Source organism: Streptomyces sp. NBC_01304 (genome assembly GCF_035975855.1).
Taxonomy (GTDB): Bacteria; Actinomycetota; Actinomycetes; order Streptomycetales; family Streptomycetaceae; genus Streptomyces.
The window spans coordinates 6662127-6677240 of record NZ_CP109055.1 but is presented as its reverse complement, the minus strand read 5'-3'; the positions used below and the strand labels follow the sequence as shown (position 1 = coordinate 6677240).

Sequence of the window (15114 nt, the reverse complement as noted above, 5' to 3'; positions counted from 1 at the left end):
TCCGCGGCGGGCCGAAACCCAACACGCCCATGGGCGTTGGTACTTCGTTCCCGCCTGCCATGAAGGAGTCCGATGCCCACGGTCCTGGCTGTGATCCCCGCCCGGGGAGGCTCCAAGGGCGTGCCCGCCAAGAACCTGGCCCCCGTGGGCGGCGTCCCGTTGGTGGCCCGTGCCGTGCGCGCCTGCCGGGGTGCGCGGCTGGTCACCGCCGTCGTCGTCTCGACGGACGACGCGGCGATCGCCGAGGTCGCACGGGCCGCGGGCGCCGAAGTCGTCGCCCGCCCACTGGAGTTGTCCGGTGACACGGCGACCAGCGAGTCGGCCGTGCTGCACGTCCTTGAGTCGTACGAGGGCGCGGACGTGGTCCTCCTCGTCCAGGCGACCAGCCCCTTCCTGACGAGTGCCGAGATCGACGGCGTCGCGGCGGCGGTCGCCGAGGGCGGCGCGGACAGCGCCCTGACCGTCGCCCCCTCGCACGGCTTCATCTGGCGCGACGCGGCCGAGGCGCCCGGGGCCGACGTCGGGACCCACGGGGTCAACCACGACAAGGCGTTCCGGCCGCGCCGCCAGGACCGGCCCCAGGACTACCTGGAGACCGGCGCCGCCTACGCCATGGACGTCGCGGGATTCCGGGCCGCCGGCCACCGCTTCTTCGGGCGCACCGCCCTCGTACACACCGATCCCGCCCGGGTCCTGGAGATCGACGATCCGCACGACCTGGCCCGCGCCCGCGCCCTCGCACCGCTCCTCGACCGCCCTGTCACACCGCTCCTCGACCGCCCCCTCACCAGGCAGGGAACACCACACCTCATGGGCACCAACTCACCCCTGCGCACGCTGGGTTCGCGCGTCGTGGGCTTCGACCAGCCCGTCTACATCACCGGCGAGATCGGCATCAACCACAACGGCGACCTCGGATGCGCCTTCGCGCTGATCGACGTGGCCGCCGAGGCCGGCTGCGACGCGGTCAAGTTCCAGAAGCGCACCCCGGAGATCTGCACCCCGCGCGACCAGTGGGACATCGAGCGCGACACCCCCTGGGGCCGCATGACCTACATCGACTACCGCCACCGCGTCGAATTCGGTGCGGACGAGTACCGCCAGATCGACGACCACTGCAGGAAGCGCGGCATCGACTGGTTCGCCTCCCCCTGGGACACCGAGGCCGTCGCCTTCCTCGAAAGGTTCGACGTCCCCGCCCACAAGGTCGCCTCCGCGTCCCTCACCGACGACGAACTGCTGCGCTCGCTGCGCGCCACCGGCCGCACGATCATCCTCTCCACCGGCATGTCGACCCCGAAGCAGATCCGCCACGCGGTCGAGGTCCTGGGCAGCGACAACATCCTTCTCTGCCACGCCACTTCGACCTACCCGGCCAAGGCCGAGGAGCTCAACCTGCGCGTCATCAACACCCTGCAGGGCGAGTACCCCAACGTCCCGATCGGCTACTCCGGCCACGAGACCGGCCTGCAGACCACCCTCGCCGCCGTCGCCCTCGGCGCCACCTTCGTCGAGCGTCACATCACCCTCGACCGCGCCATGTGGGGCTCCGACCAGGCCGCCTCCGTCGAACCCCAGGGCCTCACCCGCCTCGTCCGCGACATCCGCACCATCGAGGCCTCCCTCGGCGACGGCATCAAGAAGGTGTACGAGTCCGAGCTCGGCCCCATGAAGAAGCTCCGCCGCGTCCCCGGCGTCGTGGCCCAGGCCGACACGGCCGACCGCGCACCACTCGCGGTCTGACGGGGCCCGGCCATGAGACTGACGTCCGTCGTCGCCTGCCACAACGTGGCCCCTCACCTTCCCGAGTGCCTTGCCACCCTGTGGCGCAACACCGGCCCGGACATCGAGTTCGTCTTCGTCGACGACCACTCGACCGACGGCACCCTCCCCCTGCTCGAGGAGGCCGTGCGTTCCCTGCCCCGCTGCACCCTGATCCGGCACCCCGACAACCGGGGCGTCTCCGCGGCACGCAATACGGGCACGGCTCGGGCCAGGGGTGATTACGTCACCTACCTCGACGGCGACGACTGGATCGCGCCCGGCTACTACCCCCGCCTCGCGGCCGCCGCCCGGGCGAGCGGCGCGGACTTCGTCAAGGTGGACCACATCAGCGTTGCGGGCCGGCGCCGCACTCTGCACCGCGCCCCGGAAGACCGTCGCGACCGCCTCCTCCACCCACTCGACCAGGTGGAGACCGAGGAGCGGACCACCATGGTCGACTACCCGCAGGTGTGGGCGGGCGCGTACCACCGGCGGCTGGACGCCCGCGGTCTGCTCACCTTCGACACGACGCTGCGCAGCGGCGAGGACCGGCACTGGACCTGGCGGCTGCACCTGCGCGCCGACTCCTTCACGGTGGCCGGTCTCGACGGCCCCCGCTTCCGCGACATCGCCCCCGGCCCGGCGCCGGACGACCACCACCTCGACTTCCTGCCCGCCTTCCGGAAGGTGATCGAGGAGGCCGCGGCACACCCGATGGGCGCCAGGCTGCTCCCCAAGGCGATCCGCTCCTGCCTCGACGTCGTCCATTCCCACGCCGAACGCATCCCCGCCCACGACGCACCCGCAAGGCGCGCGCTGCGTACCGGGTACGCCCAACTCGCCGCGGAACTGCCCCAGGACCTCCTCGCGGACGTGCTGTTGCGGATGGACGACAAGCGCCGCAAGAAGCTCCTCACGCTGTATCGGCCCGAGGGGCTTTACCGACCCGAGGGGCTGCACAGACCCGAGGAGACGTGGTCGTGATGACCGTACAGATCGTCGAGATCTCCACGGTCTACGGACTCGCCTGCGTCTGCGCGGCCGTCGACGCGGGGCTCCTCGACCCCGCCGAGCCGGGCCCCGTGCGCCGCATCCTGGTGACGTCCACCAACACGGCGGTTCCCGAAGCGGCCCCTCGCTGGGAGGAGTACGCGGGCTTCGACGCACTGCGCACCCGCTTCGAGCGGGTCGTCTCCTGGAACGACACCATCCACCCGAACCACCCGGCCACCTGGTCGCCCCAGCCGCGCGACGTCCCGATCCTGGAGCGCGCGCTGCGCCACGCCTGGGGCATCGAGGCCGCGGAGCCGGTGACGCTGGTGGTGGAATCCATCCAGATCTCCCCCGGCCAGGCGCTCGCCAAGCTCTTCCCCGACGCCCGCGTCCAGGTGTACGCCGACGGGCTGATGGCGTACGGGCCGCTGCGTGCCCGGCTGCCGCACCAGGTGCTGCGGCGCATCGAAGCGCTCATCCACCCCGATCTCGTCCCCGGGCTGCGCCCCCTGGTGCTCGACGAGACCGCCTTCGGCCGGCACCGTCCCGTCCACCGGACCGTTCCGCACGACGCCCTGAGGTCGGTCTTCGCCGAACTGGCCCGCACCCCTCGGACGAAGGAAGCACTCGAACCGCTGCGCGGCGCTGCGAACCCGGTGATCCTCCTCGGCCAGTTCCTCGCCGCTGGAGGCATCCTCAGCGACGAGGAGGAGTCCGGTCTGCATCTGCGGATGCTGCGCCGGGTGATCGGACACGGCCACCGCGACGTCGTGTTCAAGGCACACCCGAGCGCCCCCAGGACCCAGCTCCACGCACTGCACGACGAGGCGGCGGCCGCGGGGATCACGCTGCGCACCACTACCGCCCCCGTACCGGTGGAGGTGCTCTTCCAGGAGCTCGGGCCGGCGGCCGTGGTCGGCTGCTTCTCCACCGGGCTCTTCACCGCCCGCGCCCTGTACGGGATTCCGGCCGCCCGCTTCGACACCGCGATGGTGCTCGACAGACTCTCCCCGTACGAGAACAGCAATCGCGTCCCCCTCGTCATCGCGGACCGTGCGCTGCCCGAGCTGCGGGCCGGTGAAGGCGGCGAGGGCAGCGAGGGCGGCGACCCCGGACCGCTGGTGCGGGCGGTGACGTACTGCATGCAGCCGAAGGCCTACCCCCAACTCCGCCCGGCCGCCGAACAGTTCCTCGCCGCCCACCCGGACTGCGAGGAGACGCAGCGGCACTTCGGGCACGACCGCCTGCGCGAGGTGGGGCTCGCCGCACCCCCCGCAGTCCCGTCCGTCCCACTCGCGCCGCCCGCCGAAGAGCGGCCCGTGCCCGACCACCCCCGGCCGACGACCCAGACCAGGAGCACGCCCCCCATGCACCCCTCCCGGCCACAGCCCACGAAGAGCCGCCGGGCGGCACGCCGGCTCAAAGCGGCCGCGCGGAGGCTGACGCGGACCGCCCCGTCCGCCTCGTCCGCACCTCCCGCGCCTGCCGCACCCCGGCGTCCGCTCGCGGAGATCATGCGGGCCAATCCGCTCGCCGCGGGCATCAGCGCGTGCGCCGACCGGATCGAGGAGATCCGGGGCAGCGACAGCGCCGACCACCTCGCCCTCGCGACGGCGGCGGGGCAGCTGGTCCGCAGCTATCTCGGCACCCTGTCCGACCCCGAACACGCGGAGGACGTACGGAGCGCCAACGGGCCCTGGTGCAAGGCGGGTTCACCCCACCTCGTCCAGCTGTTCAGCACCTGCCGCGCGGCCCTGCGGTCCGGGGAGCCCGCCGACGCCCGGCTGATCCGCACCCTGGCCGACGCCGTGCTCACCGCGCGCCCGGGCTCCTGGACCGCGCTGCACTACCGCGCCAGGGCGCTCGAAGCGCTGGGCGATCTGCCCGGGGCGCTGCGCGCCTACGACACGTACCTCGACGCGTGCGGCGACGACACCACCGCGGTGCGCCGCAAGGTGCGGCGCCTGCGCGAGACGTACGCCGCCCAGTCGGCCTGCGCCGACCTGCTCACACCGCACCTTCCCCCGGCATCCTTGCCCACGGCACCCGACCGGTGCGCGACGGCCCCCGCCGCCGAGGCCGTCACGCTGATCCGTGCGGGCTGCTCCCTCGCGGAGGGTTCCCGGGCCCTGGACGCGGTGGCCGTCCCGCTGGTGCTGGGCACCACGATCGACGGGCTGGACACCACTGCCTTCCTCCGCGGCTACGCGGAGCAGGGCGCGTCGGCAGGCCACGGCCCGCTGTCCCGGCCCGGCCCAAAGGATGCCGCGCACCCTCTCGACGTCGCCCAGTTCCGCAACGCCGTCGTCGGCCGGAGCATCTGTCTGGTCGCCGACTCGCCACTGCTCGCGGAGGGCGGGTGCGGCGCGGAGATCGATGGTTACGACCTCGTGGTCCGCTTCTGCTCGTATGTCACCGAGGCCCACTCCACCGGCGTACGCACCGACATCCACGTCACGACTGCCCGCGACACCGAGAACTGGGATCAACAGGTGCCCATGCGCCTGGTGTTGGAACCCAGCAGGTCCCTCTGGGCGCAGGCGCTGCGTCACCAGCTGGTGCCCGGCGCACAGCGACAGGTGGGCGATGCCTCGCTGCGCCACCCCGTCGGCTCCCTCGGCACACCGGGCCAGGGCCTGCCCGCCGCGCCCTCGCCCGGATTCACCATGGCCTGGCTCCTCGACTTCCTCGACGTCAGCCCCCGCATCGACCTCTTCGGCTTCGACTTCACCTCCCCGGCAGAAGCCGGCTGGCTCGAGGGCCGCACCCGGTCGGTCACTCGGACAAGGACCACGCTGCGATGACCGCGACGACCACCGCCACCGCCACCGCCGGCGACCGCGCACTGACCGGCAAGCGGCGCATCGCCTTCGCCTCCTTCGTCGACGAGGCCCGACTGCCGGGATTCCTCGGCCTGTTGCGCAGTCTCGCCCTGCACAACCCCGCGCTCTGCGAGGACTTCGCGGTCCTGCACGAAGAGCTGTCGCCCACGTCGTGGGAGGCCGTCCACCGGCTCCACCCCCGGGTGGTCCCGTTCCGCGTCGAGCCGGGCCGCCCGCCCGCGTACGCCCTCCTCGACGCCCTCCGGCTGCGCGGCTACGACACGGTCGTCGCGGTGGATTCCGGCATGGAGGCCCTCGGCGACATCGGCCATCTGCTCACGCCGAGGGAGGGCTGGGCAGGCCTGCCGTCCGGGGACGACGAGTGCGGTGATCTGCTGGTGATCCAGCGGGAGTTCCTCACCGACGCGTTCTGCCGACGGATCGACGCGGCGCTCCGCAATGCGGAGCACGAGGGAGGCCGGCACGCCCAGGACGTCCTCGAAACGCTGGCCCAGGACTCCCTGACGCCCCTCACCCCCCGGTTCAACCTGGTCCGGCAACAGGACGGGCAACAGGACCGGCCCGCGTGCTCCGACACCGACTTCCGCACCGCCTATCTGGACCTGAAGGGCGCCAGGCACCCCGACCTGGTGATCCACTACGCGACGGCACACCGTCAGGAGAACGGCGCCCTGTCCACCGCGCAGGCGACCGCGCTCTGCAACGCCCTGTACGCGTCCTCGCGTTACGAGGAGGCCGTGGCGGCGATCACGGCCGCCCAGCCGCTGGCGGCCGACGATCACGCCGCCCAGCTGGCCGCCGGCCGGGCCCTGATCGCCTGCTCCCGGTATCCGGAAGCCGAGCGCCATCTGCTGATCGCCGCCGCCCATCACCCCGATCCGGTCCGCCCGTACCGCGAGCTCGCCCGGTGCGCGTGGATCCGTGACGACCGGGCGCAGGCCCACGCGTACGCCGCGCAGGCGCTGGCCGCGCTGCCCGCCGACCGTGGCGCCCACGAACTGTTCGTACGCACCGGCCCCGAGGCGCCCGCCCCTCAAGAGCACAACCCAGCAAGGCAGTTGAGCCATGTCGCGTACTACATGGACCAGCAGGGCAACGCCGGTGACAAGGTGCTGCCCGAGGCGGTCCGGCTCTGCTTCGGCCCGGACACCGGACCCTCGGCGTGGCATGCGGTCCATGTGCACCAGGAGTTCGACGGGCGCCGCATCGACGAGGTCAACCGGCGACGCGGTGTCGTCGTGGGCGGCGGCGGACTCTTCCTTCCCGACACGTCCCCCAACGGTCACAGTTCCTGGCAGTGGAACGTCCCCGACGCGGCGCTGTCCCGCATCGACGTCCCGCTCGCCGTTTTCGCCGTCGGCTTCAACTCCTTCGACGGCCAGGGCTATCCGCGACCGGGATTCCCCGCCAGTCTGCGCGGGCTCGTGGAGCGCGCCGACTTCTTCGGCCTGCGCAACCACGGCTCCGTCGAGCGGGTGCGCGACCTGCTCCCCGCCCATCTGCACGACCGCGTCGTCCACCAGCCCTGCCCGACCACGGTCCTTGACCACCTCCGCCCGCCCGCCGCTCCGGTGCCGCGCGTGGACACCGTCCTGGTGAACTGCGCGTACGACCGCTCGGGGATGCGCTTCGGCCACGACTACGAGGCCTTCCTCGCGCACATGGCGCGGGCCGTCACCGCCCTCGGCCGCCGGGCCGAAGTGCGGTACGCGGCCCATTCCGGGAACGACGAGAGGTTCGTCCTCGATCTGCGTTCCCGGTACGGCATCAGCCTGCCGGTTCTGCCGATGTACGACTACACCAACACCCAGACCTGGGCGGCCTACCGGAGCACCCGGCTGGTCATCGGCATGCGGGGACACGCGAGCATGATCCCGTTCGGTGTGGGAACCCCGGTGCTCAGTCTGGTCTCGCACCCCAAGATGATGTTCTTCCTCCAGGACATCGGCCGCCCGGAGTGGGGGGTCTCCGTCCACGACCGGAATCTGTCCGACGTGCTCGTCGACAAGGCGACGCACATCCTGGACGACCATGCGCGGGCGGTCGCGGATGTCCGCGACCGCCAGAACGCGCTGTGGCAGGTCACCCGGGGCAACCTGGAGGTCCTGGAGAAGACCTTCGGATCCAACGGCCAGGGCTCACCGCGCAGTTGATGCCACCGGTTCGGGGAGCTCCGGGGCGGGTGACGGTGCGGTGGACTGGACGGGCAGCCCCTCAGCGGCGGCGACGGTACCGGCCGCCGCGCGACGCCGCGCCGCGTAGGCGGTCGCGACGAGCACCAGCGCGACCGTCCCGGAGAGCGCCGGCCAGTACACGTAGCGGAAGTTGGACTCGGGCGCGGTGGGCAGGTACGCGAGGACGTACACGAGCGAGCTGGCCCCGATGAGACGCAGCTCCCTGCGGTAGGGGCCGGGCCGGCGGCGCAGCACCAGCACCAGGGACACCGCCAGCCAGAACCAGCCCTGGAAGAGCATCGGCAGGTCACGGACGGCACCTGTCACATAGTTCTGCAGGGCGAACCTCAGTGTGTCGTTGGTCGGTTGCTGCGACGCGATCTCGGGCAGCCGACTGCCCTTCGGGAGCCGGGTGCCGTTGAAGAAGGTCTGATTGCTCTGGAAGAGCACCTTGGTGAACACCCGGACCCGGTACTCGGCGTATCCCTGCCAGTGCCTCGGCATCTGCCGCATCCACATCCGGCGTACGACGTCGGCGTTGCGGCTCAGCTCCATCACGTCGAAGCGGCCCTTGCGCGGATAGCACTCCAGGTACGCGTTGGACGTGAGCCGGCGCTTCTGGCAGTCGACGGCTGCGGTGACCATGCGGTCCGTGAAGTCCGCGCTTCCACCGGCCTGTTGGGCGGCGGAGCGGACCTGGGTCGGGGTGAGCACATGGACGAGGTCGTCCACCGGGATGACCGCGTACACGCGGGTCGGCAGCGGTTGGGCGACCGCGGACACACCGATGCTGCCGACGACGGTGAGCGCGAGGAACACCCCGGTGGCGGCAAGCCACCGGCGGCGGCCCGGAGTCGGCCACGCCGCGAGGACGAGCAGCGCGAAGACCGGGAGCACGGCGGGGAAACCGTTCTTGCGGACCATGCCCGCGTACACGACGAACAGCACCCCGAGCACCAGCAGGGCCCATCGCGTCCTGGTCCGGTCCCTGGGCAGCTCACGTACGGTGAGCGCGAGCGCGCAGGCCGCGAGGAGGGCGTACGCCAGGTGTACGTCCTTCCAGACCACGCCCGTGAAGTTCATGACCTGGGGCGCGAGGCCGACGGCCAGCATCGCGAGAGACAGGCCGCGGCTGCCGGTCTTCAGCCAGACCAGTCGGGCGAGCAGCCACAGCGACCCCCACAGCAGGGCGGTCTGCAGGTCGGCCATGGCCGAGACGCCCCCCGTGGCCCACAGCAGGGCCCGCCACACGAGCGCCAGAACCGGCGGGTGCCAGTCGCTCATCGGCTCGTCCCCGAGCGCCTGCAGCAGCTGGTAGTGGCTGTCCGCGCTGAAGTATCCGGGGTGGAAGACGGTGGCCACGGCGTAGCCGCAGACGGCCGCGATCGCCGCCAGGCACCACGGCCAGGGCGAAGGCCTTTCGGAGGGGGTTGTTGTGTGCTTCACAGCGCGCTCTGACCCAGCAGCCGGTCCGCCACCCGCTCGGCCGCGTGCCCGTCGTCCAGGTCGCAGAAGGCCTCGCGGAAGGTGTCGTACGCCTCGGCGCTCGCCTCCATCACTCCTCCCAAGTCCCTCAGCGCGTCGACGACTTCGGCCGACGTGGAGAGCAGCGGGCCCGGCGCGCGGGACTCGAAGTCGAAGTAGAAGCCGCGCAGCACGTCCCGGTAGTGCTCCAGGTCGTAGGTGAAGAACAGCATCGGCCGGCCGGTGTGCGCGAAGTCGAACATCAGGGACGAGTAGTCGGTGATCAGGACGTCCGCGATCAGCATCAGCTCGGTGATGTCCGGATGGGCCGACACGTCGCGGACGAAGCCGCTGGGCGAGGCGGGTACGGAGTCGGACACGAAGTGGTGCTTGCGGATCAGGAGTACGTGGTCGTCGCCGAGGGCGCGTTCGGCCGCCTCCAGGTCGAGTCGCAGGTCGAGCTTGTAGCGGGCGGCGTCGTACCGCATGTCGTCCCGCCAGGTCGGCGCGTACAGCACGATCTTCTTGCCCTCGGGCAGACCGAGATCGCGCCGCACCGCCTCGGCGACCTTGCCCCGGTCCTCCGCGTACAGCAGGTCGTTGCGCGGGTAGCCGGACTCCAGGATCTCGCCCTCGTAGGCGAACGCCCGGCGCAGGATGGGGGTGCTGAAGCGGTTGGGGGACAGCAGCATGCTCCACTGGCCGGCCCGTCGGCTCAGGCCCCGCAGATAGGCGGGGTTGGCGAAGTCGGTGCCCGCCAGGTCGTGGCCGATGCGCTTGAGCGGAGTGCCGTGCCAGGTCTGCAGGACCGTCTGGCCGGGGCGCTTCCTGAACCAGCGCGGGAGGTGGGTGTTGCCGACGATGGTGCGGCTGCGGCCCAGGGCCTGGTGCCATTCGGCGCTGCCGAGCACCACGGCGCGGGCGGTGGGCGGTACCTCGGCCTGGCCGTCGCGTACCGCCCAGAGGTGTTCCACGTCGGCGGAGCGGCGTACCAGTTCCTCGTGCACGGCTCGTGGCGAGTCCGAGTACTGCTTGCCGTCGAAGCTGTTGTAGAGCACGGCGTCGCGCAGCGGCAGGTGCCGGGCCACCGGGAAGCCGACGGTGGCGAGTCGGTGCTGCCGGTAGGCGCCCCGCTCCCGGGGGCCGAGCGTGGAGCCGGACCCGAGGAAGAGCAGGTCGTGGAAGCGGCGCTGCACTGTGAAGGTTCGGTCAGACGCCCGGTGTTCCAGGGGCAGTTGAGGCAGAAGCGCCGGGGCGAGCCGCAGGGGGGCGTCGACCCCAGGGGTCCGGGCGTCGCGGAAGAACGCGTACCAGCGTCCCTCGCGCAGCGGCCGCCCGCCGCCGCCCGCGGCCGCCGGGGACACCTCGGTGCGGAACCGGCCGTCGCTCAACTCCACCGGCAGCACGATCTCTTCGCGGTGCTCACTGTGCTGCCACACCAGCTCGACGCCGGCCGCCCCCGCGTGGGCGCCCGCCAGGACGAGCCCGCCCTCGGGGGTCCAGGTGAGGGTGTCGACGAGGGGCTGGCCGATCTGGTCGATGAGAGTCAGATGGCCGGACGCGTCGGCGGTCACGGCGAGTTCACGGCGTACGCCGCCGAGGCGCGGGTCGGTGCCAAGGGGGTGGCGGCCGGGTGTCAGGCCCTGGGGCACGAGCAGCCGGTGGCGGCCGCCGTCGGTCGTGGCGAGCTCGACCTTCCAGTAGTCCCTGGTGCGGACCGGCTCCTCCTTGGGCCCGGCGGCCTCGACGGGGCGGGTCGCTTCGAGGACGGCGAGCGGGACCCGGGCGGTGAACGGCGCCCAGCCACCGGGCACTTCGGCCGATTCGGCAGGGGTCGCCGCCACGGGAATGTCGAGCGACTCGACGGAGTCCGGCCCGGTGAGCCGCAGCGCGACGGGCGCGGAGCCGCCCCGCACCAGGCCGGTCAGTTCGAGGTCGTCCCCGTCGAGCCGGTGGCCGGCGAGCCGGGCCCCGGTCTCCTCCACGGTGATCCGGAGCACGCCCTGATGGAAGGCGGGCACGGCACGCCGTCCGTCGCCGAGGTCCAGGGCGGGCGGCTGGGCGCCGGATCCCTCGACGCCCGCGCCGATCCGGCTGCGACGCAGCACGCCGCCGGTGAGGACGCCCAGGGTGAGGTGCCAAGTGCCCGTCCTGACACCCTTCTTGAGGAGCCGGTCGAGGTCGATGCGGAGCCCGAAGCCGGAGGCGTCGTACGAGTACATGCGCTGCCCGGAGTTGCGGGTCGCCTCGGGGCAGGACGTGCCGCGCACCCACACCGGCACGACGGAGCGACTGCCCTGGCGGCGCAGCCAGCCCGCCTTGACCGAGCGGTGCGGGCGGCCGGCGCGCAGGCCGCGGATGTACGCGTATCCGCCGAGTCGCAGGGTGCGGCCGTCCCAGTCGGCCGACAACAGGCGGGCGTGCAACGGGAGTTCCGACCGCTTGAGTGTGGCGATGCCCGCCGGGACGCGGATGACACGGCCGTTCGGCGCGGTGGGCACGGCACGGCGCCCGCGGTGGCCGGCCAGGCGGAACACGGAGGGGTTGGCCACCTCGAAGGCGAGCAGGTCGAGCAGGTCGGCGGTGCGCCGCTCCTTGATCAGCTGCCACTTGAGCCGCATCCCGAGCGGCAGTTCGGCGTGCACCGAGGGGTCGACCCGGCTGAGGAAGTCGGCACCGAGCTCCACGAAGAGCTCCTGGAATTCCTCGGAGCCCTGGGCCAGGACCTCCATGAAGAGCACCAGGTCGCTGGCCAGGACGCTGCGGTCGTAGGCGCGCTTGAGCGGGGCCGCGCTCGGGTCGTCCTGCGCGGCGAGGAAGCGGCTGGCCCCGTCGACGGAGGTGAACCGGTCCCGCAGTCCGCTCGGCCTGGTGCGGGCCTGCGTGATGGAGCCCTCGCGCTCGCGCCAGTAGTAGACGTGGTCGCTGAGCACGTCGACCGACCTGGCGTGGTAGTGCGCGGGGATGCTCACCGGGATGTCCTCGTAGAGCCTCCCCTCGGGGAACGTGAAGGAGTGCTTGTCCCAGAAGGCGCGACGGTAGACCTTGTTGCAGACGATGCGGTCGTACACGAGGTCGTGGTGCCGGGTGATGTGGGTGGCGACGCGGGTCTGGGCCATCGGCTTCTTGAAGGTGCCGGACTGGCCGAGGCCCCGCGCCCGCAGCCGCATCACATTGCCCGTGGCGAAGTCGGAGCCGCTGGCCTCCAGGGAGTCGAGCATCTTGGCGTAGGCGTCGGGCGGGATGACGTCGTCGCTGTCGACGAAGGTGAGGTACCCGGCCCCGGGGTCGATGTGCCGCACCCCGGTGTTACGGGCGTGCCCCAGCCCGCCGTTGGCCTGCCGGACCAGGGTGAAGCGCTCGTCCACCGCCGCGTACCGCTCGGCGATGGCCGTGCTGCCGTCCGCCGATCCGTCGTCGACCATGACCACTTCGAGGTCTGCCATGGTCTGGACGGCCAGCGAGCTCAGGCAGTCCTCCAGGTAGAGCTCCACGTTGTAGATCGGGACAACGACGCTGAGCCTGGGCGGCATGGAGGCACATCCGTTTCACGCGGGGGCGGGGGTTGCTGGTGACCAACCCCGCAGTCGCGCCGCGGTCACCCACGAGTGGGCCGTACGGGTGACCCCTGACGGCATGACTCAACTTCGGGTGTTCTCCGGCGAGTTCACGCGAGTTCACTCCGGGGAAAGCCGCCTCTGCTCCGCGGCGGGCCCACCTCGCCGAGGGCCGGCCGCCCTCACCGGTCCCCGAGGAAGACCCGCCGCACCACCCGCTCCGCCGCTCCCCCGTCGTCGTACGGACAGAACCGCGCCCGGAACGCGGCCCGCAGCCGGTCCGTCTTCTCCGTGTCCCACGCCCCCACCTGGAAGAGGAAGCCCAGCTCCTCCTCGCTGGCGGCGACCGCCCCCGGCGTCTCCCCGGGCCGGCCCGAGAGCAGGTCGAAGTAGGTGCCGCGGGCCAGCCGGTACGCCTGCCAGTCGGGGGCGTAGCTGATGATCGGGCGGTCCAGGCAGGCGTAGTCGAACATCAGGGACGAGTAGTCCGTGATCAGTGCGTCGGCGGCCAGGCAGAGGTCCTCCACGCGCGCGTGGCCGGTGACGTCGACGATCTGCGGGTGCGTGGCGAGCCCCGCCTGTGCGCCGTAGAAGTAGTGGGCCCGCACCAGGATCACGAAGGAAGGGCCGAGCTTCAGGGCGAAGCGCTCCAGGTCGAGGCGGGGCTGGAAGCCCTTCTGGTAGTCGCGGTGGGTGGGCGCGTAGAGCAGTGCGGTCTGGCCGGGCCGGATGCCCAACTCCTCGCGCACTGCGGCTACTTGCTCCTTGCCGGCCCGGAAGTAGATGTCGTTGCGCGGATAGCCGAGTTCGAGCGCTTTGTACGTCGACGGATAGACGCGCTCCCAGATCTCGGTGGAGTGCGGATTGGCGGAGAGCGAGAAGTCCCACTGGTCGGTGTGGTCCAGGACCTTCTGGAAGCTGATTCCGTGCGTGCCGGCCGGGTAGCGGCGCTGGTCGAGGCCCATCTTCTTGAGCGGGGTGCCGTGGTGGGTCTGCAGGTAGACCTGACCGGGGCGCTTGACGAAGCCGCCGGGGAAGCTGGAGTTGTTGACCAGGTAGGTGGCCTGCGCCATGACCCGCCAGTAGCGGCGTGATCCCTCGATGACGTACTCGACGCCCTCGGGGACGCGGTGCCGGTTGCGGCTGGAGACGACCCAGACGCCGCGGATGTGCGGGGCGAGCTCGCGGGCCTTCTCGTAGACCGCCAGGGGGTTGCAGGACAGGCCGCGGTTCCAATAGGAGCCGTAGACCGCGAGCCGGGGGTCGAGGGCCCGGCGGCGGTCGGTGCGGTAGGTGAGGCGCATGACCTGGGCCCGCAGCCGCTTCTTGCGGTGGGTGAGGGCCTTCTTCGCCGCCTTGAGGCGGCCGTTGGCGTGCTTGAGGCCCTGATAGGCGGCGTACGAGCCGGTCGCGAGGGCCCGCTGGCGGTCGCCCACCGGCTCGTAGTCGTCCGGGCGGTGGGCCCGGTAGAGGCGGGCCGCGCCGCGGAAGAAGTCGGCCCGGTCGGCGGGGCGGATCCGGCCCGGGTCGCCGAGCACCGCGAGCGCGTGCTCGATCGCGGGCCCGAAGAGCCGCTGCCCGGACTCGCCCGCGCCGGACGTCCCCGCGGCGCCGGAGAGCAGTTCCTCGTACCGGTCGAGGACCGCGAAGTGCGCTCGCCCGGGCGTCGTGGACACGCTGCCGCCGCGTCGCTTGCGCCAGCGCACGCAGACCTTGGGCAGGACGGCGAGGCGCCGGCCGGCCAGGAGCGTGGCCCGGTGCATGGGCACCACGTCCTCATAGGGCCCTTCGGTGAAGGCCAGCCGGTGCGTCACCCAGAAGGAGCGGCGCACGACGCGGTTCCAGGCGGCCGGGGTGACGGCAAGGGGTTCGCCCGCGAGGTCGTCGCCGCTGCCGGAGACGTTCTCCCACCAGTCGACCCGGTCGTGGTCGAAGAGCAGCACGTCCGTCTCGCGCTCGGCGAGGGCGCGGGCCAGGGATGCGAGGGCGCCGGGCAGCAGCAGGTCGTCGCCGTCGAGGAAGAGGAGGTGGTCGCCGGTGGCGCGGTCGGCCCCGGCATTGCGGGCGGCGCCCGTGCCGGAGTGCTTGTCGAGGCGGACGAGTTGCAGGCGGTCGTCGCGTTCCGCATACTCCGCGGCGATCGCGGCCCCGGCGTCCGGGGAGCAGTCGTCCACGACGATCAGTTCGAGGTCCCGGTGACTCTGCGAGAGCACGGATTCCAGGCATTCCCGCAGATAGCCCTGGATGCGGTGAGCGGGCACGACGACGGAGAAACGGACCATGACAACTGACCGTAGTCAGCCGCGTACGCCCTGTCGA

At 72.0% G+C, this 15114-nt stretch carries 7 protein-coding genes and 1 pseudogene; 5 read left to right on the top strand and 3 right to left on the bottom strand.

All coding sequences use genetic code 11. The features are described 5' to 3' along the window. Positions 1-72: 72 nt before the first annotated feature. The 5 genes and pseudogenes from OG430_RS29650 to OG430_RS29630 form a co-directional block, all read left to right on the top strand. Positions 73-588, top strand: a pseudogene (locus OG430_RS29650) (acylneuraminate cytidylyltransferase family protein); the annotation flags it as partial. 222 nt (positions 589-810) lie between these two features. After that, positions 811-1743 carry an N-acetylneuraminate synthase family protein gene (locus tag OG430_RS29645; protein ID WP_327359270.1) on the top strand — a complete coding sequence of 311 codons (933 nt, stop codon included), beginning with the start codon at positions 811-813 and terminating at the stop codon, positions 1741-1743. Positions 1744-1755: 12 nt separating this feature from the next. Continuing rightward, the gene (locus OG430_RS29640; RefSeq protein ID WP_327355678.1) at positions 1756-2748 is read left to right on the top strand and encodes a glycosyltransferase; all 993 of its coding nucleotides are present in this window, start codon (positions 1756-1758) and stop codon (positions 2746-2748) included. Then, entirely contained in the window at positions 2748-5561 is a 2814-nt protein-coding gene (locus OG430_RS29635) for a polysialyltransferase family glycosyltransferase (protein WP_327355677.1), read from the top strand. The genes OG430_RS29640 and OG430_RS29635 overlap by 1 nt, the downstream gene beginning before the upstream one ends. Continuing rightward, the gene (locus tag OG430_RS29630) at positions 5558-7753 is read left to right on the top strand and encodes a polysaccharide pyruvyl transferase family protein (RefSeq protein WP_327355676.1); all 2196 of its coding nucleotides are present in this window, start codon (positions 5558-5560) and stop codon (positions 7751-7753) included. Before OG430_RS29635 ends, OG430_RS29630 begins: the two co-directional genes overlap by 4 nt. On the opposite strand, the gene OG430_RS29625 is transcribed toward OG430_RS29630, so the two are convergent. From OG430_RS29625 to OG430_RS29615, 3 genes are all read right to left on the bottom strand, one after another. Further along, positions 7739-9220: a hypothetical protein gene (locus tag OG430_RS29625; RefSeq protein ID WP_327355675.1), complete on the bottom strand. Its 1482-nt coding sequence runs from the start codon at positions 9218-9220 to the stop codon at positions 7739-7741. The genes OG430_RS29630 and OG430_RS29625 overlap by 15 nt on opposite strands. Continuing rightward, positions 9217-12771, bottom strand: coding sequence for a bifunctional glycosyltransferase/CDP-glycerol:glycerophosphate glycerophosphotransferase (locus OG430_RS29620; RefSeq protein WP_327355674.1), 3555 nt, complete (start codon positions 12769-12771; stop codon positions 9217-9219). The genes OG430_RS29625 and OG430_RS29620 overlap by 4 nt, the downstream gene beginning before the upstream one ends. 206 nt (positions 12772-12977) lie before the next feature. Beyond that, a complete protein-coding gene (locus OG430_RS29615) occupies positions 12978-15077 on the bottom strand; it encodes a bifunctional glycosyltransferase/CDP-glycerol:glycerophosphate glycerophosphotransferase (protein ID WP_327355673.1) in 2100 nt (699 codons plus the stop codon). Positions 15078-15114 lie beyond the last annotated feature (37 nt).

Coding starts and splice junctions, on each gene's coding strand:
- OG430_RS29635 (WP_327355677.1), top strand. CDS start 2,748: ATGACCGTACAGATCGTCGAGATCTCCACGGTCTACGGACTCGCCTGC.
- OG430_RS29645 (WP_327359270.1), top strand. CDS start 811: ATGGGCACCAACTCACCCCTGCGCACGCTGGGTTCGCGCGTCGTGGGC.
- OG430_RS29640 (WP_327355678.1), top strand. CDS start 1,756: ATGAGACTGACGTCCGTCGTCGCCTGCCACAACGTGGCCCCTCACCTT.
- OG430_RS29615 (WP_327355673.1), bottom strand. CDS start 15,077: ATGGTCCGTTTCTCCGTCGTCGTGCCCGCTCACCGCATCCAGGGCTAT.
- OG430_RS29620 (WP_327355674.1), bottom strand. CDS start 12,771: ATGCCGCCCAGGCTCAGCGTCGTTGTCCCGATCTACAACGTGGAGCTC.
- OG430_RS29630 (WP_327355676.1), top strand. CDS start 5,558: ATGACCGCGACGACCACCGCCACCGCCACCGCCGGCGACCGCGCACTG.